This is a genomic window from Bradyrhizobium algeriense (genome assembly GCF_003062295.1).
In the GTDB taxonomy this organism is placed as follows: Bacteria; Pseudomonadota; Alphaproteobacteria; order Rhizobiales; family Xanthobacteraceae; genus Bradyrhizobium; species Bradyrhizobium algeriense.
In genome coordinates, this window is record NZ_PYCN01000041.1 from 1 (window position 1) to 25,209 (window position 25,209).

The 25,209-nt window shown below is 59.1% G+C and carries 16 protein-coding genes; 5 read left to right on the forward strand and 11 right to left on the reverse strand.

Going from position 1 to position 25,209, the window contains the following annotated elements; all coding sequences use genetic code 11:
- On the reverse strand, positions 1 to 445 hold a 445-nt coding region (locus C7G61_RS47640; RefSeq protein ID WP_190242153.1), incomplete at its 3' end, for a double zinc ribbon domain-containing protein.
- Between the two features lie 621 nt (positions 446 to 1,066).
- Here C7G61_RS47640 and C7G61_RS37530 point away from each other — a divergent pair.
- Complete coding sequence (locus C7G61_RS37530) at positions 1,067 to 4,411, forward strand: adenylate/guanylate cyclase domain-containing protein (RefSeq protein ID WP_108522703.1); 3,345 nt, start codon at positions 1,067 to 1,069, stop codon at positions 4,409 to 4,411.
- Between the two features lie 360 nt (positions 4,412 to 4,771).
- On the opposite strand, the gene C7G61_RS37535 is transcribed toward C7G61_RS37530, so the two are convergent.
- Both C7G61_RS37535 and C7G61_RS37540 read right to left on the reverse strand, forming a co-directional pair.
- Positions 4,772 to 5,482, reverse strand: coding sequence for a gamma-glutamylcyclotransferase (locus C7G61_RS37535; RefSeq protein WP_108522704.1), 711 nt, complete (start codon positions 5,480 to 5,482; stop codon positions 4,772 to 4,774).
- Positions 5,483 to 5,758: 276 nt separating this feature from the next.
- A complete protein-coding gene (locus C7G61_RS37540) occupies positions 5,759 to 7,153 on the reverse strand; it encodes an NAD(P)-binding protein (protein WP_108522705.1) in 1,395 nt (464 codons plus the stop codon).
- Between the two features lie 683 nt (positions 7,154 to 7,836).
- Between C7G61_RS37540 and C7G61_RS37545 the strand changes: the two genes are divergently transcribed.
- From C7G61_RS37545 to C7G61_RS37555, 3 genes are read left to right on the forward strand one after another with little or no spacing between them, the layout of a single operon-like run.
- The gene (locus tag C7G61_RS37545; protein WP_108522706.1) at positions 7,837 to 10,824 is read left to right on the forward strand and encodes a GAF domain-containing protein; all 2,988 of its coding nucleotides are present in this window, start codon (positions 7,837 to 7,839) and stop codon (positions 10,822 to 10,824) included.
- The gene (locus tag C7G61_RS37550; RefSeq protein ID WP_108522707.1) at positions 10,821 to 11,186 is read left to right on the forward strand and encodes a response regulator; all 366 of its coding nucleotides are present in this window, start codon (positions 10,821 to 10,823) and stop codon (positions 11,184 to 11,186) included. The genes C7G61_RS37545 and C7G61_RS37550 overlap by 4 nt, the downstream gene beginning before the upstream one ends.
- A gap of 14 nt (positions 11,187 to 11,200) precedes the next feature.
- Positions 11,201 to 12,319, forward strand: a complete 1,119-nt coding sequence (locus C7G61_RS37555; protein ID WP_108522708.1) for an adenylate/guanylate cyclase domain-containing protein — start codon at positions 11,201 to 11,203, stop codon at positions 12,317 to 12,319.
- Positions 12,320 to 12,522: 203 nt separating this feature from the next.
- Here the strand turns inward: C7G61_RS37555 and C7G61_RS37560 are convergent, their stop codons facing one another.
- From C7G61_RS37560 to C7G61_RS37590, 7 genes are all read right to left on the reverse strand, one after another.
- The gene (locus tag C7G61_RS37560; RefSeq protein ID WP_108522709.1) at positions 12,523 to 13,500 is read right to left on the reverse strand and encodes an ABC transporter substrate-binding protein; all 978 of its coding nucleotides are present in this window, start codon (positions 13,498 to 13,500) and stop codon (positions 12,523 to 12,525) included.
- 273 nt (positions 13,501 to 13,773) lie between these two features.
- A complete protein-coding gene (locus C7G61_RS37565; RefSeq protein ID WP_190242154.1) occupies positions 13,774 to 14,781 on the reverse strand; it encodes an ABC transporter substrate-binding protein in 1,008 nt (335 codons plus the stop codon).
- A gap of 309 nt (positions 14,782 to 15,090) precedes the next feature.
- Positions 15,091 to 16,092: an ABC transporter substrate-binding protein gene (locus tag C7G61_RS37570; RefSeq protein ID WP_108522711.1), complete on the reverse strand. Its 1,002-nt coding sequence runs from the start codon at positions 16,090 to 16,092 to the stop codon at positions 15,091 to 15,093.
- 344 nt (positions 16,093 to 16,436) lie between these two features.
- On the reverse strand, positions 16,437 to 17,384 hold the full coding sequence (locus C7G61_RS37575) for an ABC transporter substrate-binding protein (protein ID WP_108522712.1): 948 nt from the start codon (positions 17,382 to 17,384) through the stop codon (positions 16,437 to 16,439).
- 203 nt (positions 17,385 to 17,587) lie between these two features.
- Complete coding sequence (locus tag C7G61_RS37580; protein WP_108522713.1) at positions 17,588 to 18,577, reverse strand: ABC transporter substrate-binding protein; 990 nt, start codon at positions 18,575 to 18,577, stop codon at positions 17,588 to 17,590.
- A gap of 138 nt (positions 18,578 to 18,715) precedes the next feature.
- Complete coding sequence (locus C7G61_RS37585) at positions 18,716 to 19,684, reverse strand: ABC transporter substrate-binding protein (RefSeq protein ID WP_108522714.1); 969 nt, start codon at positions 19,682 to 19,684, stop codon at positions 18,716 to 18,718.
- Positions 19,685 to 20,522: 838 nt separating this feature from the next.
- A complete protein-coding gene (locus C7G61_RS37590; protein ID WP_108522715.1) occupies positions 20,523 to 21,833 on the reverse strand; it encodes an adenylate/guanylate cyclase domain-containing protein in 1,311 nt (436 codons plus the stop codon).
- A 428-nt stretch (positions 21,834 to 22,261) separates the two neighbouring features.
- Between C7G61_RS37590 and C7G61_RS37595 the strand changes: the two genes are divergently transcribed.
- Positions 22,262 to 23,233 (forward strand): Bug family tripartite tricarboxylate transporter substrate binding protein, encoded by a 972-nt coding sequence (locus C7G61_RS37595; protein ID WP_108522716.1) that lies wholly within the window; start codon positions 22,262 to 22,264, stop codon positions 23,231 to 23,233.
- Between the two features lie 198 nt (positions 23,234 to 23,431).
- Here the strand turns inward: C7G61_RS37595 and C7G61_RS37600 are convergent, their stop codons facing one another.
- Positions 23,432 to 24,838, reverse strand: a complete 1,407-nt coding sequence (locus C7G61_RS37600) for an FAD-dependent oxidoreductase (protein WP_108522717.1) — start codon at positions 24,836 to 24,838, stop codon at positions 23,432 to 23,434.
- Between the last annotated feature and the right edge of the window lie 371 nt (positions 24,839 to 25,209).

A 25,209-nucleotide genomic window follows, 5' to 3' on the forward strand; every position in this document is an offset into this window, starting at 1 on the left:
GATGGCCGAACAGGATCAGCATGCCATCACCAATGTAGCGACTGATGGTGCCGCCATATTTCCGGACGATCGCCGCGACGCCATCGCGGTATGCGGCAATGGTTTCTCGTAAATCTTCCGGATCGAGTTGTGCCGCAAGCGCCGTCGAACCGACGAGGTCGCAGAACATCACTGTGAGCTGACGGCGCTCCGCGGATGAACTTGGCGCCGGTGGAAAGATCAGCGGTTCTGATACCCGCGGTACGGAGCACACCGCCCGTCCCGCCGCTACCGATACTCGCGCCGCTCCTATCGGCATCAGCGGGGCGCCGCAGTCGCCACAGAATCTCTTGCCCGACGGGTTCTCGGACCCGCATGCGGCGCAGCGCACAGATAGCGGCCTGCCACAGTCGCGGCAGATGTCGTGACCGTCAGGGTTGGCGCTGCCGCAGCTCGGGCACTCCATGCCGCACCTGATCTGTTGCTGACCAACCTGAGCTCTCGTCGGTTGTCTTCAAGAGACGACGCCGAGAGCGTGGGTAGGCACGATGGTCAGTTTTCCTGAAAGTCTCCCTATGCATTTCGATTTTATCACATCGCCTCCGGCTGATTGTGAACTGGGTCACAAGGGAAGGATGTTGCGTCTCTTCGCCTCGGCCTCATGTCTCTTCTGGGTTCAATCGCGTCACTTTGGTCGTCGGCCTACTACTTCCGGTCTTTCCCTGTAAACAGACGTCGTCGGGGCCAGTGAGCATGTATCAAAAGTGCTAATCGGAAATCGCACAGCAGGTGAGTCGTGCACTCACAGCGAGAGGCTCACTTGACTGAAATCGACATTGTAGCCGAGAAACGAAGAACGCAGGCGGACCGGAAACGGTGGAGAAGATTGGGCGGCACTGCACAAAGGTTGTGGGCTTAACCGTCCAACAGTTTCAAACTATGAAAGCTCGAGTGTTGGTTGCAGATTGCGCCGTCCTGCCCATTTGGACCTAATTCGTTGCGCGTGCGCTCTTTCTTCGTGCGTAATACATTGTGTAGTACTAAATTCCCCCAGGGACCGAGAACTGAGCGGGGAGGCGCCAATACCATGAGAGGCGTCACGGAGTGGCTCGAGTCAATCGGCTTATCAGAGTACGCCCAGCGCTTCGCCGAAAACGGCATTGACCTCTCGGTCGTGCGCGACCTGACAGATCAGGACCTAAGGGAGCTGGGCGTCCTGCTAGGTCATCGTCGCAAGCTACTGCGTGCCATCGCAGAGCTTGATGACGCAGCTAGGTCTAAACCGGCGAAAACAACGACCGGACCAAGGCGACCGGATGAAGGCGAGCGGCGCCACCTTACAGTGATGTTTTGTGACTTGGTTGGCTCCACAGCCCTTTCTGCGCGGTTGGACCCGGAGGACATGCGCACGCTGATTGGCGCCTATCACACCTGCATCACAGACGTCATAAGCCGCTATCAAGGGAAGATTGCTCGCTACATGGGTGACGGTGTCTTGGTCTATTTCGGCTATCCGCAAGCACATGAGGATGATGCCGAGCAGGCTGTGCGCGCCGCACTCGCACTCATTCATGCTGTGGCGAGCATCCGGAATGCCGCTGCGGCGCTGCAGGTTCGCGTCGGCATTGCGACGGGCACTGTGGTCGTAACCGAGCTTCTGATTGAGAATATTCCGGCAGAGCAAGCGGTTGTTGGCGAGACGCCGAACCTCGCCGCGCGCCTACAAACGATGGCCGAGCCAGAGACTGTGTTGATCTGCGCGAGCACGCGCCGGCTTACCGGGGGAGAGTTTCATTACCGCGACCTCGGTCCAGTCGCACTGAAAGGCTGGGCGGAGCCGGTCCGGGTCTATCAGGTGCTGGAGATGAGCGGTGTAGAAAGCCACTTCGAGGCCATGCACACCACCAAGCTGCCGCCGCTGGTCGGGCGCGACGAGGAAATAGAGTTGCTGTTACGCCGCTGGCGACAAGCTATACAGGAAGAAGGCCGGGTGGTGACCCTTACGGGAGAGCCGGGTATTGGCAAGTCACACATTGCGTCGGCGCTTAATGAGCGGCTCCAGGCCGAATCACACATTACCCTTCGCTATTTCTGCTCTGAGCATCATACCCACAGCGCATTGTTCCCATTCATCAGCCAGCTCGAGCGTGCTGCCGGGTTCAAGCACAGCGACTTACCCAACGAGAGGCTATGCAAGCTCGACGCTCTACTCGCGCAATCCACACACGATCCCGAACACCTGGCGGTTCTCGCCAATTTGTTGGCGCTGCCAACCGATGATCACTACAGACTGCTGGACCTCACTCCACAAAAGCGCAAGGAGAAGACCTTTGCGGCACTATTGGCCCAGCTCGATGGGTTAGTGGCGCAGCAGCCGGTTTTACTCATTTTCGAAGATGTACACTGGATTGACCCAACGTCGCTTGAGCTGCTCGCAGCTACTGTGGAGCACGTGCCGCAGCTTCGGGCGCTGGTGCTGATCACGGCAAGACCCCAATTCACGCTCCCTTGGCCGAGTTATCCCCACACCACAACAATCCCGCTCACCCGCCTTGGCCGGCGCGACGGCGCAGCGCTGGTCTTGCGGTTGACCGGCGGCAAAACACTCCCGAAGGAGGTAATGGAGCGCATTCTCGCACACACCGATGGGGTGCCGCTATTCGTCGAGGAACTAACGAAGATGGTGCTGGAAGGCGGGTTGTTGCAGGAGCGGGACGGCGAATATGTTCTTGAGGGTCCCTTACCGTCATTGGCGATCCCAACCACGTTGCAGGCTTCGTTAATGGCTCGCCTTGATCGATTGTCGCCGGTGCGGGACGTCGCCCAAATCGGAGCCGTCGCGGGTCGCGAATTCCACTACGAACTTGTGAGCGCCGTCGCCGGGCTGCCGAAGCAGCGATTGGACGAGGCGCTTGATCAGTTAGTGCGCTCGGAACTGATATTCTGCCGGGGCGAAATTCCACACGCGGTTTACACCTTCAAACACGCGCTGGTGCGGGACGCCGCGTATGAGGGGCTCCTAAAGAGCCGCCGCGTGCATCTGCACGCCGCTATTGCGAAGGCGCTGGATCAGCAATTCCCTGAAATCGTGCAAACTCAGCCCGAGACTATTGCGTACCACTACACACAGGCGAGAAACTACGAAACGGCCGTACACTACTGGCACGAGGCAGGTAAACGATCCGCGGCTCGTTCGGCGCACAACGAAGCGGTCGGTCATCTGAAACAAGGATTGAATCAGATTCCAAATATCGACGACCCGATGCTATGCGCCAAATCGGAGTTGCTCCTTCAGACGTCGCTCGGCAACTCCCTTCGTGCGATCAAAGGTTGGAGCACTGACAGTGTCAAGCATGCGTACACGCGAGCACTTCACCTGTGCAAAGAGACTGGTCTCGACGAGCTTATCTCGCCCGCGGTCTTTGGTTTATGGACGTGGAATTTTGTTCACGCATCGCTTGGTGAAGCTCAGGCCCTTGCTGAGCATTTGCTGAATAGCGCCGAGAACGCGGACAACTCGGTTTGCAAGGTTCTTGCCCATGAAGCCTTAGGGTTTACCCTGTTTGCACAGGGAAAATTTGCCGATGCCCACGCGGAGCTAGAACGCAGTATTGGCCTCTGTGAAGACAGTAAGGCTGCAGCATATATTGACCTGTCAGCGCAAGATCCCCGAGTTCATGTAAGATTATACGACGGCATGGCACTTTGTCTGCTCGGCTATCCAGATCGGGCGCTACGAATTTGCACGGAGGCTCGCCGATACGCAGATGTATCTCAACATCCGTTCAGTGAAGCAATCGCACGAACGATAAGCCTTCGCGTGCATCAGCTTCGCGGCGATGTTGCCGCTGTTGCAGACCAGGCAAACGCTGTCATCGCATTCTGCGAAGAGCATGAGTTTGTGCACTATCTGGCCATGGCTTTGATTTTGCGTGGATGGGCAAATACCTACCAAGGTGAATTTGAGAAAGGCATTGCCGAGGTTCAAGAAGGCTTGGAACAAGAGCGGGCCACTGGCGCGCTAATATTTGAGTCTTATGCTTTGGGGTTACTGGCGGATGCATGCCTAAAGAACAAACGCTACGGGCAAGCGCTCGACTTTTTGAAACAGGCGCAATTGAGGCTCAATACAGAGAACTCCGAACGCTTTTACGCGGCCGAAATATATCGTTTGCTCGGTGAAACGTACCTGCGATCGAACCAAAATCTGGATCAGGCGGAGCATTACTTTTGCGAAGGTCTTAAGGTTGCGCGCGAACAGAAAGCCAAATACTTTGAACTTAGACTTTGTCTGAGCATGTGTGACCTGTACAAGCTGAGACAAGACGACAACAGGTGTTACTTACAACTTGGCGAGGTTTACGCATCCTTTAGTGAAGGTTTTGACACCACTGACCTGGTCAGAGCCAAGGCAAGATTGAAAAGCGCTTAGCCGGCCACACCCCGCGATCATCCGCCGCCAGCACCGCTGCCAGTCGCCGTTCGACGCGCTCGCCGCTCAAGACGCAGCTCGGCCCGAAAAATCGAGTGCAGCTTAGTAGAAAACGGGCTGATGTCCGACTAAGCCCGATGTCCGAAATGGGTCAATCGCGTCATTTTGGCTCTCGGCCGGCTACTTCCGCTCTTCGCCGCCTGGAAGCGGATGTCGTAATGGCCGTCGTCATGTCTCAAAGGCGCCAGTAGGCGACGTTTGGCCTAAACTGAAAGAGGCTTCAGCCCTTACGTCTACCCGAGATATCTTGAAAAAGCGGTGCAGTTGGCAACCGTCATCCAAAGCGGCACGGCAACCGGCTTAGTTCGAATTTTCGGAGCTTAGAGTGACTTGCAGCCTTTCCGCCACTAGCGCCTGGAGTCGCCATAGCGACTCGTCGTGAATGCCCAGTTCTTCTAATCGGAACACAGTTTCTCTGAGGTATTCTGCGCAGGAGCCCCAATGTCCCGCAGCTGATGCCAGAATGTTGGCGGCCTCTTCTAACGCCAACGTCCCAGAGTAGTGCGGGCTTTCGCGGTTTACCACGATACTGAGAGCCCGGATCGGACCTTCATCCGTTTCAGCTGTCATCCAACGCGGTACGTTCGCCGCTGGTTTGACCATCATCTCGCGCCGAAATAGGGCATTCAGGCTCGCCGAGACCTGATCGGGAGGGAGCTTAAAGATCATGCCTTTGCAGCTGCCGCCGCGATCAAGGGCAAGCATCAATCCCGGCTTATCGCGGGTGCCGCGAAAGCGGGCCACCCGATAGCAAAACGCCCGATGCCATCCCCGAACTGTAGCTATCCGGCTTTCGCTAAATTCACATACCGGCTTCCAGAGAAGCGAGCCATAGCCAAAGAGCCAGACATCACTAGGTGGTGCGTGTGCGAGAACGTTGCCTATGGCCGCGTCGTAATCTTCATCGGTCATGTAGACCGCGCCGGGGCTCGGGCCTGCATCCTCGACCACGCGCGTGGTGCGTGCCACAAGATCGAGTGTGAGCGCCATCTCTCGAAGCGTTGTCGGCATAAAGCTGTCCCTCTGGAGAGGCGATGAAAACTACTGCATTTTGCTTCAGCTTAGCGGATATGGAATAAGGCGCATACTAGACCTCCTTGGAGCTGATCGGAATCTACAGAAGGCAGTGAATTCCGGCAGTGTTCCTGTCATAGGCAGGGCCTTCCGTGACAGGCCGGAGCGAACCTCACGCGACAAAGCGCGCGATTTGCAAGACGCCGCGTCCGCACTCGCTAACGTCTCCTTCGTGCCAAGAAGCAGACAAATGCGGTATCGGTCTTCCCGAGCCTATATGGGCCGATCGAGTTCGGCGACAAGCCGTGCTAAGCTTGCTGCAGCCCGCGGACGGGCTTCGCGCAGGCGCTCAAGAATGCGTATCCCTTCGGGACTCGATGCCGCGCCGGTATCTGGGAATCCGGCGCCTGATAGCCTGTGCTCGGCGATCCATGTACGCAGCGCTTTTTCGGCCGCCCATCGCTTTGCATTACGCAAATCCGAGAGCATATTCCTAAGCCAATCCGCAGCGACGTCTGGCGTCGAAATCGGCGCACAAAGATCGTTCTTGATCACGTCATCGTCATAGACCGCTTCGGCATGTGCGATGAAGGCCGCGCTGAAACTGTAACGCCCGACGCGCAACAATTGGAGCGTGATCTGATCGCCATTGAAGACCGGAACTGGAGGGCGTCTGCTGAATGCCTTCGCGGTACAATCCACGTAGAGGTCGTCCGGCGCAGCATCGACAGTGCCTTCATCAAGGACAATCGCATCGCGCTCGATCCGCCTAACACGTCCTTTGCGAACTACGTCCTTGATAGTGCTCAGCGCTTCCACTTCGAGGATCGAGAGCGTGGCGCCGCGAAACCCGGTCGGCCGCACAGTCCGATCGATGCGTAACATCTGACCTCTTCGTTCCAGCCGCTCGAAGAGATCCGCGACCGAGGTGGCTTCGGCCGCCGCCTCCAACCTGTCGGCCATTCCGCCGGCTGTGCGCTCGAAAAAGGCGTCGCCGGGCTGAGTCGCGTCGCGATTTTGCACCCAGGAATCTCGTGGTACGATCCATCGGATATTTTCCGGCCGAACGCCCATCTGCAGCAGCCAGGTTCCGACATCCATCGCTGTTTTGCCGCCGCCCAAGATAACGTAGCGTTGGTGCCCGGGCGCGGAAATCGGCAGCAGGTTGGGCGTTACGAGTTTGACGCCTTCGGCGACTCGAAAGGAGGGGGTGTGCGTCGAGGGCACCTGGGTGTTCAAGAACGTAGCGTGCACGAGTCTCTTGCTAAACGCCATCTGCTGGATTGCGCCCGAGACGAGGGAAATGAATCGGCCGTCTCCCAGATGGTCACACATCGGAAAATACTGGACGCGACCCGAAGGCAGAAAACGTTCTTGCATCAGCCTGTCGAAATAGCTGACGATCTCCGGGCCAGAGGCCAGTTCATAATAACCCCGATTGAGGCTGGATACGTCGATGCGGTTGCTGCCGAGTTGACGCGATCCCACGCCATAGAACGCAGATGGCTGATGCAGCCGGACAAAGGAATAGGCGTCGTTCCAGTGGCCGCCCGGCATGTGATGCCGGTCGATGATACCAATGGTGGCATTGGTGTCGGTTAACAATTGGTCTGCGAAGCTCATGCCAGCGGTACCGCTGCCGATGATCAAATAATCGGTCGTCAACATTGCTATTCTCCCGGCACCTATCCCCCAGTTATTGCCGCTATCTGGCTGCTTGTCTCTGCAATACGAAGCCCGGCAAGACCATGAGCGTCACCTTCGCTCGTGCTGCCAACCGCGGCGGAAATTATGTCGTAGTCGTCTGAGATTGGAAATGGGCGTGCGCGGAAAATCGCGTACACCTTGGGCTGGGAGTTCCGGGTCAATTACAGACCTTTGACGCGCCCACCGTCGAGGTCACGCTTTGTGGTCATACTCGGACATCGCGACTTATCTGACGGACGTCCGTTCTACCCCAAAGTGCGGAAATTCAGCGACCATATCGGCAGGTCCGTTTCGTGCAAACTCCGGACTCATGCACCACAGCAAACTACGCCCTCATTGGATCACGTCGCCGGCGCGGCTAACGCATGCGACGGGAGGCTCTGGGTCGAGCGCTGTCAGTGTCTCCAAATTACGAAGCGTCCGGGCCGTGGATGGCTGCCGCACTCGCCGCGGGCAAGCACGTTGCCGCGCTGCCAAGGAATGAGATGAATTCCTTTCGTCGCATGCGCCCTCCCCCTCAGAGGACCACGCCTGTAGCTTTCGGTAACTCTCTGTTGGGCGAGCAACCTCGGGTTCCGTCACCGCCTGCCGGCTCCCGGTCCGCAGGCTGAGACAAGCTGCAGCATTGCTGCTAGATTTGAGCAATGAGCATCTCCCTCCACCCGGACACGCCACGGGGTCGGACGCTAGCGGGATCGCCGGTAGCGAGCGCGGGGTTGGGAGCGGTTTCATCCGGCGCGAGGAACCGCAGCGGGCTCTTCATCAAGTACGTTGCGCTGTTTGTCGCCGTGGTTGGCGTCGCGCTGCTAGCCAACGGAAGTTTCGAGGTTTTCTTCTATTACCGCGAGCACAAGGCCTCGCTGATCCGGATTCAGCAGGAACAGGCGGTGGCTGCGGCGGCCAGGATCAGCCGGTTCATCAAGGAAATCGAGAGCCAGCTCGGATGGACCACCCAATTACCGTGGTCGGCGGGTTCAATCGAACAGCGCCGCTTTGACGCGCTGCGATTGCTGCGTCAGGTGCCGGCGATCACCGAACTCGCGCAGGTGGATTCTGCCGGCAAGGAGCGGCTGCGCGTCTCGCGCTTGGCCATGGACGTGATCGACAGCGGCCTTGACCTTTCAAAGGAGCCGAAATTCACCGAGCCCGTCGCCCACAAGGTCTACTACGGGCCGGTCTACTTTCGCAGGGAATCCGAGCCCTATATGACGTTGGCGGTGGCCGGCACCCGTAAGGACGCTGGCGTCAGCATCGCCGAGGTCAACTTGAAGCTGATCTGGGACGTGGTGTCCCAGATCAAGGTTGGCGAGCACGGCCGCGCTTATGTCGTCGACGCTGAGGGCCGGCTGATTGCGCATCCCGACATCAGCCTTGTGCTGCGCAACACCGACATGTCCAAGCTCGCGCAGGTGCAGGCAGCGCAAGCTGGGCAGGCGGGCGGCACAGCCGACGAGCTGCAGAGCGCACGCAATATCCAGGGGCAAGAGGTGTTGACCGCATCCGCGCCGATCTTACCGCTCGGTTGGACCATGTTTGTCGAACTACCGGTCGAGGAAGCCTATGCCCCGCTCTACACCGCCTTGCAGCGGCTAGCGTTCGTGCTGCTTGCGGCATCAGTGTTTGCTGTGCTTGCGGGGATGCTGCTGGCGCGACGCATGGTCGGCCCGATCCAGGCGCTGCGCGCGGGCGCCGCACGCATCGGCGCCGGCGATCTCGGCCAGCGCATCTCAATCAAGACCGGCGACGAACTGGAAAGCCTCGCTGACCAGTTCAACGAAATGGGCGCGCGGTTGCAGGAATCTTATACCGACCTGGAAAACAAGGTCGAGCAGCGGACCGCAGAATTGCGGGAGTCCCTGCAGCAGCAGACGGCGACGGCGGAAGTGCTCAAGGTAATCAGCCGGTCGGCCTTTGACCTGCAGACGGTGCTCGATACGCTGGTCGAATCTGCCGTACGGCTGTGCGAAGCCGATTCCGCGCTTATCTCCAACCTCGAGGGAGAAGCTTACCGGGTGGTAGCAACCTTTTCCTTTGCGCCCGAATACAACGCGCTCATTCGAGGTCGCGTTTTGCCCGTTGGGCGTGGGAGCATGACCGGACGGGTTGCATCTGAGGGACAGGTCGTCCACATCGCCGACATCGCTTCCGACGAGGAATACTCCATAACCGAGACGGTGACGCTGGAAAAAACTCACACCATGCTCGGCGTGCCTCTACTGCGCGAGGGGGTCGTGGTCGGTACGATCAATCTCGGACGCCAGCGGGTGCAACCCTTTACTGACAGGCAGATCGAGCTGGTTCGGACTTTCGCCGACCAGGCCGTGATCGCGATCGAGAATGTTCGGCTGCTCGATGAGCTTCAGGCGCGAACGGAGGAGCTCGGGCGCTCGGTCCAGGAGCTGAAAGCGCTCGGCGACGTCACCCAGGCGGTGAACTCGACGCTCGATCTCGAAACCGTGCTTGCGACCATCGTCGCCAAGGCGGTGCAGCTCTCGGATACCGATGCCGGCGCTATCTACGTGTTCGACGAGGCGCAACAGCAATTCCGGCTGAGCGCCACCTACGGAATGGACGAGGCGCTGATTGCAGCGATCCGCGACCAACGGATCGGTGCCGGTGAGAGGCTGATGCAGCAGGCCGCTTCGGTTCGCGGACCCCTGCAGGTCCCCGACCTGCGTCAGGAGCCCTCCTCGCCGACGCTGGAGCTCATCCTACGCGCCGGCTATCGATCGCTGCTGGCTGTGCCGTTGCTCAGCCGCGACACCATCGTCGGCGCCCTGGTGGTACGGCGGCGCGACACCGGTACGTTCGCGGCTGGCAAGATCGACCTCCTGCAGACCTTCGCGGCCCAATCGGTGCTGGCGATCCAGAACGCCAGGCTGTTCCATGAGATCGAGGACAAGAGCCGGCAGCTCGAGATTGCGAGCAAGCACAAATCGCAGTTCCTCGCCAACATGAGTCACGAGCTGCGCACGCCACTCAACGCCATCCTCGGCTACACCGAGCTGATCCTGGACAACATCTATGGTGACATGCCCGACAAGATGCGAGCGGTGCTCGAGCGCGTTCAGAGCAACGGCAAGCACCTTCTTGGTCTGATCAACGACGTCCTTGATCTGTCCAAGATCGAGGCGGGTCAGCTCACCCTGTCGCTGACCGACTACTCGCTTAGAGACGCCGTACACGCCGTGGTCGTCGCGGTCGAGTCGCTCGCAACCGAAAAGGATCTGGCGCTCAATGTTGAAGTCGCCCCGGATCTGCCCATTGGCCGCGGCGATGAGCGTCGCCTCGCGCAGGTGCTGCTCAACCTTGTCGGCAATGCCATCAAGTTCACGGACCGGGGCTCGGTATCGATCAAGGCTTCGGCAGCGGATGGCACGTTTACGGTCGCCGTTCGTGATACCGGGCCCGGAATTTCAGCAGACCATCAAGCGAAGATCTTCGAGGAGTTTGCGCAGGCCGACACATCCTCGACCCGCAAGAAGGGCGGAACGGGGCTCGGCCTGTCGATCGCCAAGCGGATCATCGAACTGCACCACGGGCGGATTTGGGTGGAATCGGCCCCTGGCGAGGGCGCGACATTTTCCTTTGCGGTTCCGGTGCGAGTCGAGCAACAGGCGAGGCAACCATGACCAAGCGCATCCTGGTGATCGAAGATCAGGAGGACAACCGGCGAATCCTGCGGGATTTGCTTTCGAGCGTCGGCTACGAGCTGATCGAAGCCGAAAATGGCGAGGACGGCGTTGCGGCAGCCGCCGCGGAGCGGCCCGATCTCATCCTAATGGATATACAGCTGCCGCTTCTGGACGGCTACGAGGCGACACGCCGGATCAAGGCTCAATCGGCGCTCTCCGCAATCCCCATTATCGCGGTGACCTCCTACGCCCTGAGCGGAGACGAGGACAAGGCGCGGGCTGCGGGCTGCGAGGGCTATGTCACCAAGCCCTTTAGTCCGCGTGAGCTGCTCGCCAAGATCCGGGAATATCTGCCCTAACGAGCCGAGCTCCGATGCACCATCCTCCCCGCATTCTAATCGTCGACGACAGCGAGGCGAACCGCGACATTCTCAGCGCACGGCTGGCGCCACACGGCTATGAGCTCATGCAAGCGGCCGACGGAGAGGAAGCGCTCGCTGCCGCGAGAGAAAGGGCCCCGGATCTGATCCTGCTCGACGTCATGATGCCCAAGATCGACGGCATCGAGGTCTGCCGCCGGCTCAAGCAGGATGCCGAGCTGCCGTTCATGCCCATCATTCTGGTGACGGCCAAGGCCGATACCAGGGATGTCGTCACAGGGCTCGAGGCCGGGGCCGACGAATATCTGACCAAGCCGATCGATCAATCCGCGCTGGTAGCGCGTGTGAAGTCGGTCCTGCGCCTCAAGGAACTTCATGACAAGGTGCAGGGGCAGGCGCACGAACTCGCCGACTGGAACCGCACGCTCGAGCAGCGCGTCACGGAGCAAGTCGCCGAGATCGAACGCATGGGCCGGCTCAAGAGCTTCCTGGCGCCGCAGATTGCCGAGATCGTTATGTCCTCGGGCGAAGAGCTCTTGGACAGCCACCGCCGAGATGTGACCGTGTTGTTCTGTGATCTGCGGGGGTTCACGGCCTTTGCGGAGACGGCCGAGCCGGAGGAGGTAATAGCGGTTCTGCGCGAGTACCACGCGGACCTCGGTAGGCTCATCCACGAGTTCGAAGGCACGTTGCACCGCTTTGCCGGCGATGGCATCATGGTCTTGTTCAACGATCCGCTGCCATGTGTCGATCCTGCGCTGCGCGCCGTTCGGCTCGCCGTCGCGATGCGCGACCACGCTGCCGCGCTTGCGACCAACTGGCGCAAGTTGGGTCACGAACTCGGGTTCGGAGTCGGCATCGCCCACGGCTACGCCACGCTCGGCCGCATCGGTTGCGAGGGCCGGTACGACTATTCGGCCACCGGCTCGGTCGTCAATCTCGCCGCGCGACTGTGCGCCGAGGCGAAAAACGGACAGATCCTGATCGACAGCAAGGTGTTCGCGGCGATCGAGGAGCTTGCAGAGACCGAGCCTGTCGGCGGGCTCGTGCTCAAGGGCTTTCACCGTCCGATCCAAGCCTTCAATGTGAATGTGTGCGCACGTCGCCCGTAAACGAAATCCAAGACTTGGTCGACTGATCTCCAGACCGGTCGCAATTGTGTCGCTACGCCGATCTGAATCCCATAGCCCACGCCGCGACACTTACATGCCCCTCCCGTGGTTCCCTTGGAGGTTTGCGGACGTCGGCCCGTGTGTGCGGCACCACCATCGTGGGGCCGGCATCGAAAACCTTCACAAACCCGGAAGTGCCGAACTTATTCGATCACCTCGTCGGCGCGGACGAGTAACGAGGGCGGCACGGTGAGGCCGAGCGCTTTGGCAGTCTTCATGTTGATCACCAGCTGGAATTTGGTCGGCTGCTCTACCGGCAGATCGGCAGGCTTGGCCCCTTTGAGGATCTTATCGACGTAGCCGGCTGCACGGTGGAACAGATCGGCTATATCGGGGCCGTAGACGATCAATCCGCCATTCGCGAATTGTCGGGAGAGATGAATCGCAGGCAGATGATGTTTCGCCGCGAGCGCGATAACTCGCGGGGCCTGGACAACGGTCAGAGGATCGCCAAAAACAATCATTGCATCGGCGTGCTGGGCGGCGGCCGAGGCGAAGGCAGAGTCTAGTTCCTCGGCCGTGGTCGCCTCAACTATCGGCAGAGCAACGCCTAGCTTCCGGGCTGTGCTGGGTACCTCATCGGCTAATATCAGCCTCTGCATCGGGTTGCCCGGGTTGGCCAGGATCGCGATTTTCGAGGCGCCAGGAACCAGTTCCCGGAGGATTTCTATTTGTTTTGCGACCGTTACTCCCGCGGAGGTCGCAAGACCCGTTATGTTGCCGCCGGGACGCGATAGGCTTTGCACGAGGCCAAGCCCAACTGGATCGAACACCGCCACGAATACGATCGGGATGCTAGCCGTTGCCGATTTCAGGGCTACGGTTGCTTGCGGTGCCGCAGCGATGAGCACATCGGGACTGAGAGCAATCAGGTCGGCGACTGAAGCTGACAGTCGATCCCGCGGGTGGGAAAAACGATACTCGAGAATCAGGTTTCTTCCATCTATCCAGCCGTGGTTTCGCAGCCCATCAAGCAACACAAGCTCGGCTTGATTGAGGGCCTGCCCGCTACCATCACCTATGGCAAGAAAGCCAACCCGACGGCGTGTCCCCTGCGCCTGCAAGCGCCGTGGCGAAACGAGCAGCGCCGCAGCAGATGCTATAAACTCCCGCCGCTTCATTCGATCCTCGTCGCAGCTTGAGGAGACGCGGGTGAGAGTATCAGATTTCGATGGTCGTCGCACTCAGTGCTGGTGTGGATGCTGCGTCGCAAATGCGCCGCGTAGCACACTGCTATGGGTCAAAAGCGCCGTTTTGAGCGCGCGCCGATCACTTCCGATCGCCCCCTTATAAGCAGACAATTTTATAGCCAGTCAGCACTTCGCATTTGTGCCAGAGGCGGACATGCTCACAACCGACGAGGCGCAGCGCTTCGTCGACAGGTCGTCCCTGCCTTAATCGATGACCTCGTTCGCCGACACCAAAAGTGCTTGCGGCACGATCAGCCCCAGCGCCCTCGCGGTCTGAAGGTTGACGACGAGATCTATATTATCTGATTGCTCGACGGGAATATCGGCCGGACTCGTTCCCTTGAAAATCTTGTCGACGGATATCGCGGCATACCGCCAAGTTTTCTTGCTGTCCGGACCGTACGACAAAAAACCACCGGCCCGAGCGAAGTCGGTAAAACCGGAAATCGCAGGAATTTTTTGCTCTGCCGTCATAAGTGCGAATTCCGCAAGATGGACAAAGAATTTAGGCGACGGGAACAGGATGAGCGCCTCGACCCGCGCGCGACTCGCCGCCCGGAGTGCGTCGGGGAGATCGTCAGGCCCATTCACCGCAATAGCGTAATGCTGCAACCCGAGTGACGGCAGCACCGTCTGCATCGCCTGGAAGCTTGGTTCGAGCGCTTGCCTTAGGCGCGCATCCCACAATACGCCCACGCGCGATACGCTCGGCACCGCCTCTTTCAGCAAGGCCAGCTGTTTCGGAATCAGATCAGCATAGCGGTCAACTAATCCGGTGACGTTGCCGCCAGGCCGAGAGAGGCTTGAAACGAGGCCATGCTGAACCGGGTCTTCGCCAATGCCTACGAATATGATCGGAATCGTCGTGGTCGCGTTTTTTGCAGCCAAGGCTCCGGGCAACCCCCCACCGGCCATGATGACGTCGACCTTGGCCCGGACCAGATCGGCGGCAAGGTCGGGTAACTTCTCATATCTTCCTTCTGCCGAGCGGTACACGAAGGCGATGTTCCTGCCTTCGACATAGCCGCGTTCGCGCAGAGCCTGGCGAATTGGTGCGTGCCTCGACGGGGCCTCCTGATCACTGCACCCACCGCATAGGATGCCGACGCGATAGGTCTTTTCCGCCTGCTGCCCCGCCACGGGTTGCGCGGCTACGAAGCTGGCGAATGCAATGCTTAGCGCAGCGAGCCAACACCCAAAACCCTGCTTCATCGCGTCCTCCGCATATTCGTGGATCGCTGCGAATGATCTCGAATGCGTGCAGTACCGCGCGGCGGACATGGTACGCCCAATCATGTGATGACGACAAGGTCGAAGCGTCGATTAAGCACCAGCGAGCATCGTGGGGTTGCCCAGCGTCATCGCGCCGTACGGGGACGCGCGGATCTGGCGCTCGGTCCGCTCAGGGTCAAAAGTGCCGTTTTGACGCTCTGCCAGCCATTCCCGGTCGACCCCTAACAGCGGACCTCGTCAGACCGGCCCGGTTGGTCCGGTGAGTGCCAACGCCGGACCTTTGCTCGTTCACTCAATTACCTTATCGGCACTCGCGACGAGCGCAGGGGGTACGGAAAGCCCCAGTTGCTTGGCTGTCTTGAGATTGATGGACAACTCGAATTTGGTTACTTGGTAGATCGGGATGTCGCCGGGCTTTGCTCCTCGGAGAATTGCGTCGATATTGTGGGCGGCGCGCTTATGCAATTCGATTAGATCGAAGGAATAGGCCATTAAGCCCCCGGCCTCGACGGATTCGGTAAACGTAAAAATCGCCGGAAGCTTCGCGTCGCCGAGCAGCGTAGCGATCAAAGTGCTGTTTTGAAGGACCTGAGGCGAATCGAGGACCATGACCGCATTTGCACCGTCGCGGGAGATGCTCTCGACCGCCGCCCGAATGTCTGCTTCGCTGGTACCGAATTCTAGTAAAGACACCGCGAGAGGGAGGCCTGCCGTTTCGGCAGCTGCGCGGAAAGCGCCTGCGCTCGGCCCATTCCATTGAAATCGAAGAGCGAGACAGCCAAGTTTCGACATCGTCGGAACCATCTCGCGCAACAGTGCAATCCGTTTCCCATGAATGGACAGACCGGCGTCGATGCTGGCTCCCGTGAAATTGCCGCCCGGGTGAGCCAGACTTTCGGCGAGCCCTTGCTTAACGGGGTCGGCAGTTATCACTACGATCGGAATACGCGATGTCAGCTTTTTGAAGATGACTGCGCCAGGGCCAACGACGTGGATGACATCCGGGTTGCTCCGAACGATTTCCGTCGCCAGGGCTTCGGGGCCGGACGCATTTTGCTCTCGGCCGTAACTTTCGACCTTGAGGTTTTGTCCCTCGATCCACCCCAACCGTCGAAGCTCCGCGAAAAAGGCTCGGGACTTTTTGCTTTCGCTATGCTCATGCAAGTCCGCGCTTGGCTCTGCTGGGCTGAAGATAGCAAGACGCTTACTATTGGTGCTCTGCTGTGCCGCCACAGCGAGCGGCCATGCCACCGCACCACACACGACACTGAGAAAAGCCCGCCGCCTCATGTCCGCTCCGAGCTTAGGTCAACGTATCCTACTGGCTTGCGAGCCGCATTCTACTCCTTCTGACCGCCATCAGTGAGGACGATTCCAGCCCGGCAGCGTTGTGCCCGGCCTCGGGTTGTCATTCCATCGAACGTCGCGCTCCAATCAAAAAGCCATCCGACGCCCCTCTTTTAAAGGAATCCAATGTCCGCTTTGAGCGACGCTTTGGCGCCCGAGAGAGTCCGCAGTGCGTCAATCGCGTCGTTTTCTCCGTCCGCTGATGACTTCCGGTCTACCCCGATGAACGGACATCTTCAGTGCCGGTCCACATGTCTCAAACGTGCCAATAACCGAAAATCGCGAACTCACTCGATCGTCGTGTCGGCACGGGAGAGCATCGTCGGTGGGATTTCGACACCTAGCGTTTTGGCTGTCTTGAGATTGACGATCAACTCAAACTTAGTCGGCTGCTCAACGGGCACATCAACCACTTTTGCGCCTCGCAATAGCTTCGCGACCTGACGAGCGCATTGGCCAAAAACCATGCTGAGACGGGGACCATAGCCTATCAGGCCGCCGTCCTCGGCTTCCTCGGGCCATTGCCAAATGGCTGGCAGACGACGCAGGGCTAATCGATCGCGGATCAAGGATCGGAATTTGCTCGATAGTATTGGCGATGCCAGCAGGTTGACTGCCTCGACCTGGGCCGTCTTCATGGCGTCTATCGCCCGGATGACATCTTCCTCAGACCGCGCGGCAAACGGAGCGATTTCGATGCCGAAAGCTTCGGCGGCACTTTCGAGGGCGCTTATGTTTGGTATTGGCTGGCGGTCGGCGAGAACGGCTATTCGTCGAGCACTGGGTAGCGCCTCATGCAATAACTCCAATCGCTTGGCGTCAAGTTGGGGGGCAAAGATGGCCACACCGGTTGTGTTGCCTTCGGGACGAGACATGGAGGCGACAAGCTTACTGCCAAGCAGGTCGTCCGCGAGCGCCACGATGGGAATGCGTTGTGTTGCTTTCTGTGCCGCACGTGCTGCTTCGGTCCCGACTACCAGCAGTACATCTGGACTTGCTTGGGTCAGTTCAAAAGCGACGGTCGCGTACGAGGCCGAAGCCACGCCGATGCCACGGCCATCAAATTCAACGTTGCTGCCTTTTACAAATCCGGCTTTGCCCAGTTCATCGAAGAAGCTCTGCGGTAAAGGCCCTAATGTCGCAATGCGGTACCGCCTGCCGGCTTTCTGCGCGCGTGCTTCGAGCGGCCATACCACAGCACCACCAATAAGCGTGATGAACTCGCGCCGCCTCATTGAGCCCCCGGAGGAAACCCCTAATCAAGTTTTCAGCCTAGCACATTGACGGCGAGAACGATGTCGCATTTGGGTCAGTCGCGTCGATTTGGCCGCCTACCGACGACTTCCGCCCGCCCCCTATAAAGAGACATCGTTACCGTGCGTCGGCATGTCTCAAACGTGCCACAACCAGACTTATGCACAGCAGCGAAGCAGGATTGTCATTCGATCACCTCGTCGGCACGGGCAAGCAAGGTGGGCGGGATGGCAAGGCTAAGGGCCCTGGCGGCTTTCAGATTAACGACAAACTCGAACTTGGTTGGCTGTTGAACTGGAAGATCCGCAGGCCTGGTGCCCTTCAGGATCTTGTCTACGTAGGTCGCAGCGCGCCGGGACAAATCCGATAGGCTCGCGCCATAAGCGATGAGGCCTCCAGCCTCCACAAATTCCCGAACGCCGTGGATGGCAGGCAAGCGATTTCTCGCTGCGAAGTCGACAATCTGTTTTCGATAACCAACGGTGAGTGGGTCTTCGACCGTAATCAGGCCCTCTGGACGTTGGACTTTGGCAGCCTCGAACGCTGTATCAAAATCATCGGGACTGCGCACCTCAAGCGGTTGCAGCGTAATTCGCAATGTCCGGGCGGCACGGTCCGTCTCTCTGAACACATCCGCCGCATAGGGATTGGCAGCATTCCACAGGATGGCCGCTCTGGAGACGTCGGGCAGAAGCTCCTTGAGTAGCTCCAACCGCTTCCCGCCCAAATCCGGAGCCATGAGGCTCAAACCTGTGACATTCCCGCCTGGGTGCGCCAAACTCGGAACAAGCCCGCTCCCGAGTGGATCGCCAGCAGGCGCCGTGACAATGGGGATCGTCGAGGTGGCTTGCTTGGCGGCGAGTGACGCCAATGTTCCGTTTGCAACGATGACATCGACCTTGAGGTGCACCAACTCTGTGGCCATGCCGGGTAGCCGATCCGAATGACCTTCTGCGAATCGGTACTCGAAGGCAATATTCTTCCCTTCCATCCAGCCCAACTCACGGAGGGCTTCAACGAAAGCTCGTTCGAGTCCGACGCCACCCTGCGCAGCTGCGGCGCCCGCGTTAAAATAACCAATACGGTATAACTTGCCCGCCGGCTGTGCTCCGGCATTGAGCGGCCAAGCAAGTGCCACGCCGCCAATGAATTTAACAAATTGCCGCCGCCGCATGGCTGTCTCCCGGATCAGGAGAACGTTAGTCCCAATTCAAATTATCGCACTGAACGGGGTTCGGGGATAGCGTCAGCCGCGGTCGTCGGGAGGTGGCTGATGTCTGAAACGGGTCCAAACTCGGACATGCGTTTGGTTTTATTCGATCACCTCGTCGGCGCGGACGAGTAACGAGGGCGGCACGGTGAGGCCGAGCGCTTTGGCAGTCTTCATGTTGATCACCAGATCGAATTTGGTCGGCTGCTCTACCGGCAGATCGGAAGGCTTGGCCCCTTTGAGGATCTTATCGACGTAGCCGCCTGCACGGCGTAACAGATCGAATATATCAGGGCCGTAGACGACCAATCCGCCATTGGCGAATTGTCGGAAGAGATACATCGCGGGCAGATGATGCTCCGCCGCAAGCGCGACAACTCGGGAGGCATGTAAAGTAGTCAAAGCATCCGCGAAGACAATGATTGCATCGGCGTGCTGGGAAGCCGCCGATGCAAAGGCGGTGTCGAGTTCCTCGGCCGTGGTCGCCTCAACTATCGGCAGAGCCACGCCTAGCTTCCTGGCTGTGCTGGGTACCTCCTCGGCTAACATCAGCCTGTGTATTGGGTTGCCCGGATTGACCAGGATCGCAATTTTCGAGGCGCCGGGAACCAGTTCCCGGAGGATTTCTATTCGTTTTGCGACCCAATCTCCTGGCACGTAGGTCGCAAGACCCGTTATGTTGCCGCCTGGGCGGGAGAGACTTTGGACGAGGCCGAGCCCCACGGGATCGAACACGACCACGAATACAGTCGGAATAGTTGCAGTTGCCGATTTCATGGCTACGGCTTCTCGTGGCCCGACGGCAATTACAAGATCGGGCTTGAGAGCGACGAGTTCGGCCGCGAGAGCCGGTGCGCGCTCGGGCTGGACCTCGAAGAATCGGTAGTCAATGATCAGGTTCTTGCCCTCGATCCAACCGTGATCGCGCAAGCCTCTAAGCCACGCCTCGCGACCCGGCGGATCTAAGAAAGCGGCCAGGAAACCGATTCGGCGAGGTGTCCGCTGCGCCCACGAACGCCTTGGCGAAGCGAGCAGCGCCGCAGTGCCCGCGATGAACTCCCGCCGCTTCATTTGATCCTCATCGCAGCTTGAGGACGACGGGCCGCAGAGTATCACGTCTCAATGGTCGTCGCACTCACTGCGGGCGCGATTACTGCGCCGGAAATGCAGCGCGGCGCAAGACAGCTATGGGTCAAAAGCGCCGTTTTAGACGTTGGCCGATGACTTCCGTTCTTCCCCGATGAACAGACATTCTCTGTGCCAGCCGGCATGTCTCAAAAGTGCCAACAGCAGACATTCGCGACTGGGCCCTTCTTTTTCCAACCGGCCTTAGGTGAAACCTTGCGTCCGAAATTGCAAATTACAGCAAGGGCATAAGTTCAGTTGGTAGCGGTCTCTTGCCCTGGGGGCAGCCCGTTCGGCCCTTGAGGGACTGAATCGGAGCTGGAGACTCGTTGGAATGGTTCGGATCAGATGCCGATGCCTCGGTCGCGCTCATAAATTCGGCTACGGCAGCGTTCGATGACCATTCCACGTAACTAACAACGGCGAACCCAAGTACGAGCAAGGTGAGAAGTACGACCGCCACCGTGGTGCCTATTCCCTGCCAATGGATTTGGCTATTGAATAATGGCATCGTTCGTCTCCCGAAACGGGGCTTGCGACGGCCTTAAACCAACTCGCGATTTTCAAATGTGAACTGCCTCACGTCTCACGGTCACTTGATGCCGGGACAGAACGACGACGTCTTTCTGCTTGGGGCCGTCGCACAATGAGCAATCATTTGGGCGGACAAGCTTAGTGACAATGCGGATCGCTTGTGCGCCAGCCGGCTGATCGGACAGAGCAGCTCGGAAGGCTTTTTCCAAAGCACCGACAAACTCGTTCGCAGAACATCCGTTTTGCGCCACTACCGTTCGGCCGCGAACAATCTGACGCTCTCTGTAAGGCCCTTCAGGGAATGACTGCCTTCGTCATGAAACCTGATGTTTGATCCTGCGACAAGATCACGGACTGTATTCGACACAAGAACCTGCCCGGGCTTTGCCATTGTCGCGACACGCGATGCAATGTGGACCGCGATGCCGCTTAGATCATCCTCGGCCATTTCGACCTCGCCGGTATGAAGGCCGGCCCTTACCTGCAGCCCAAGAGCTTCAACCCCTTCATTGATCGCCAGAGCGCACCGGATTGATCGAGCCGGCCCGTCAAAGGTTGCCAAGAAGCCGTCTCCCATTGTCCTCACCTCATGTCCTCTATGTCGCGAAATCTCCCGCCGCACGAGCGCGTTGTGCCGATCAAGCACATCGTGCCATGCACGATCTCCGATCGTCTCGGCACGCTTGGTTGAGTTCACAATGTCAGTGAACAGAACGGTGGCGAGCACGCGATCAGATTCGATTGCGGACCGCGAGCCTGTCAGAAACTCTTCAACCTCATCCAATATCCGTTCTGTTTCGCCAGTCCACAACATGTGATCGCTGCCGGGCAGTTCGAGATATTTCGCGTTTGGGATTTGCCGGGCCATGAACCGCCCGGCTTCAACGTTGACGCGAACGTCCCCTTGTCGATGAATAATGAACGTCGGCACTCGGATCGACGGAAGGATTGGACGAACATCGATTTCGCTGTTCATTCGCATAAGCGCGACAACTGCGGAAGGACTTGCACCGAGACGTTCAAAACGGGCCCAGGATAGCTTGAACGTCTCATCTGATGCCACACTGGGGGCGAACAAACGGAGGCTCTCGCCGGTCCCCCAATTTTTTTCCATGCGATCCAGGGCGGCTTCGATCCTGTCCGGGGGCACAACCCACGAGCTGAAGTGGCCATAGGTGCCGTACAGGACCAACGCTCGGGTACGCTCTGGGTAGGTGGCCGCGAACAAGAGTGACATCGCACCGCCTTCGGAGATGCCGAACAGGGCAGCCTGTTGCGAGCCAACGGCATCCATGACCGCGCGAACATCGTCCATGCGTTCTTCCAGGGTTGGCACACCAACCGTTCTGTCGGAAAGCCCGGTGCCGCGCTTGTCGAACATGATCAGGCGGGCGAAGGCCGCCAAGCGGGTCCAAACCCGCGCACGATAGGGCTCTTCCCAAGCGACGTCGAGGTTCGAAATAAAGCCAGGAACGAACACGAGGTCGAAGGGCCCTTCGCCGACGACCTGATAGGCGATGCGAACATCACCGCTCTTTGCGTATTGGGTTTTCGGAACCATTGCACATCACTTCACGTAAAGTGGCGTGATCGGCTTCGTCGACTTCCCGGTGGGCCAGGTTCGATCTGGATCCTACCAGTTTGCGGCGGTACGCGGAAGCCAAAACCGCGTAGCCTAGCCTCAGCATACGGTAATAGGCTGCTTACTCAATCAGCTATTACACAAACCAAAACAGCCGACCTTTTTCAGCAAAATCTGCCAGACTCGTACGGTGCAACATTGCTCTCAATTTCGTGCCTTCCGCCAGTCTTGCAACTGATGTAGCGTGATTAGGAGCTGCCGAGCGGGACGTGCCGAAGTCCCTTTTATCTAGCCGCAGCGCTTGTGCCGTCGGCAGGCGTGCATCGAAATTAATCCGACGTCTGCGTGTGCGGCCTCCCGTGCGGCTCCGCAGGGGACTACGCGTGCCAGCACTTTGGGAGGCCGCAATGAAACTTCCGCGCCGTCAATTCCTGCATCTGGCAGCGGCCGCTGCCACGCTTCCCGCATTATCCCAATTCGCTATCGCGCAGAGCTACCCGACCCGAGCGGTGCACCTGGTCGAAGGCTTTGGCCCCGGTGGAGCGCCTGATATTGTCGCGCGATTGATCGGTCAATCGCTGTCGGAGCGACTTGGACAGTCATTTGTCATCGAGAACCGCAGTGGCGCTAGCGGCAACATCGCCACTGAGGCGGTCGTGCGGGCATCCCCGGACGGCTACACGCTGCTGTTGGTCACCGCAGCAAATGCGATCAATGCGACCATGTTCGACCTTAGCTTCGACTTCATCCGCGATATTGCGCCGATCGCAGGTATCGTTCGTGTGCCCTTGGTCATGGAGGTGCACCCATCGGTTCCCGCCAGGACAGTCGCGGAGTTCATCGCCTACGCGAAGGCTAATCCCGGCAAGGTCAATATGGCGTCAGCCGGGACCGGATCTATTCCCCACGTGGCCGGCGAAATGTTTAAAACGATGGCCGGTGTCGATCTCTTTCACGTGCCTTATCGGGGGGCGCAGGTATTTCCTGCCCTTCTCACCGGCGAAGCGCAGGTCTATTTCGGCCCGCTACTCTCATCGATCGGATATGTCAGGGCCGGCAATTTCCGCGCCCTGGCGGTAACGACGATGGCGCGCTCGCCAATATTGCCGGACGTTCCAGCTCTGGGCGAAACCTTGCCCGGTTACGAGGCAAGTTCATGGTACGGCCTTGGTGGTCCAAAGCGCGCGCCGGAAGAAATCATCGAAAAACTGAATAGGGAGGTCAACGCCAGCATCGCCGATCCAAAATTTCAAGCGCGGTTCGCCGATCTGGGCGGCATGGCTCTTGGCGGATCGCCCGCCGACTTCGCCAAACTGATTTCGGACGAGGTCAAGAAATGGGGCAAGGTGGTTTTGGCAGCCAATATGAAACGGGGATGAGCCGCAAGGGGGAGCCGCCGAACTACGGGATTTCGGCCAGCCTCTGTCCGTTCTGGATCAAACTGAGAAGTGTGCAGCCGGGAAGTCGGCTTTGTGCCAGCAACGGACTCATGCACCGCAGCGACAGCATCGTTATTCGATCACCCCATCGGGCTCGCGATGTCCACGCGCGGGAATGATGGTCTGGCTTCGTAAAGATCAGCCGTCCAGTAGCGCCGCCATCCGATGTCGATCGATGATGTTGGGGTCCGGCGGTAATGGATGGCCGCCCAATTCGGCCAGCTTTGCGGCTATATGCGGTCTAGCGATGACTTCCTGAGGCAGCGCAACGCACATTGCGATTTCAAGCATGCCACGGAACACATCGGCGTCCCGTGATGCAGCAACAAGAAGCCTGGCCGTGATCGGGTTGGGTGCCGGCACCGGCGTGCCCTCTTCCAGAGCGTTCATCTCGGCAATCCGCGCGCGGTCCGCAGCGATCTGGTTTCGATAAAACGGGAAGACTTCGCGTTCGGTCTCCGCGTCGTAGTCCCGGGAGAACGCTTCGGGATCGTTGATTTGTCGGCGCGCCACATCGCGGAGCACCTGTGCGTGCAGAAGACCGACGCTCAAGCCCCATCCGGCGGACGGGTTGGTACACGCCCATGCGTCACCGACAGCGGCGAATCCCGTGATGACGGGTTGACCGTCGACGACAAACCGCCGGTACCGGTCGAGAACTCCTGCCAGCAGGTGAACGGGTGTGATCGGCTTGCCATCGAGCCAGTGGGCTTGCTGTGGGCAAGCGGAGACGACGCGATTGAACGTGGTCGTATCACGCAAGGCTCGCATCGCCTTGTTCTTCGACGAGGTATACAAGGTGATCGACCAGGTGTCGTTGTCCCCGTCCACCGTAAGGACCGAGAACAGGCCCATCGGCGTGAGCGTGCGTTCTATCCTGCGAGGCCGCTGATGTCCCGAGAAATATCGCGTAAAATAGACAAAGTTGCAGTCTTCGGCTTTCTCGATCGGGCTGCGGCCACCCGCGCCGACGATCCATTCACCGGCCGGGCTTCGTCGTCCCATGGCGTCGACGACCAGATCGGCACGAATCTCTTCGCCAGATGTCGTGCGCACCCCGGCGACGTGCGGTACACCGGGGACGGCCGATGCACCCGTGATCAATTCGCGAACCTTGGTCCCCCGACGGATGGTCACGTTCGGTGCGACTTGCGCCATCGCAGCCACCGCCCATTCAACGATCGGCCGCCGACCGGCGACGCAACGCATGGCTTCATCGCTCGGACGCGGCACCCTGTCCGTTATAGTTGGGGGAAGAGATTGACTATCGAGATGATCCACCCAAACGCAACCGGCGCGAAGCAGGTCATCCGTCAGCCCTGGCAATTCGCGATCGCCGATCATCCGAAATCGCGCATGGAGACTATGGGGTTGCTTGAATTGGGCAACTCCGGGGCGTTCCCACGAGTCCCACCCCTCGATGGCGGCCCCAGGTTGATCTGCTGGGTCAGCCTCCAAGACCGTGACGCGGTGACCGTCGCGACCAAGCATGGTCGCTGCGCATAATCCAATCACGCCACCGCCGCAGATTAGGACTTTGCTCATCCCTTCTCCCCCTAGTTGTCCGAGTTTGGCGGACCGCAGAAGCGGCGCGGGATCGTCATCGTCTCCGGCGAAACGACAACGACGCCCACTCAAGCGGGCACGGGTTACTCAAGACATAGGTCCATGTGGCGAACCGGAGGTTCAAAGCTCTCCCCTGCTCTGTGCCTTGCGGCCGGGTGTCACGGGTGACGTCCCATTGGTCGGTTATGGGTCAATCGCGTCATTTTGGCTCTCGCCGGCTACTTCCGCTCTTCCCCTGTAAGCGGATGTCGTAATGATCGGTCGTCATGTCTCAAAGGTGCCAACAGGCGACATTCGAAGTAAACGAGACCGCTAACTGCGGCGGCCTTACCGGACGCCTAGTTCTTTGA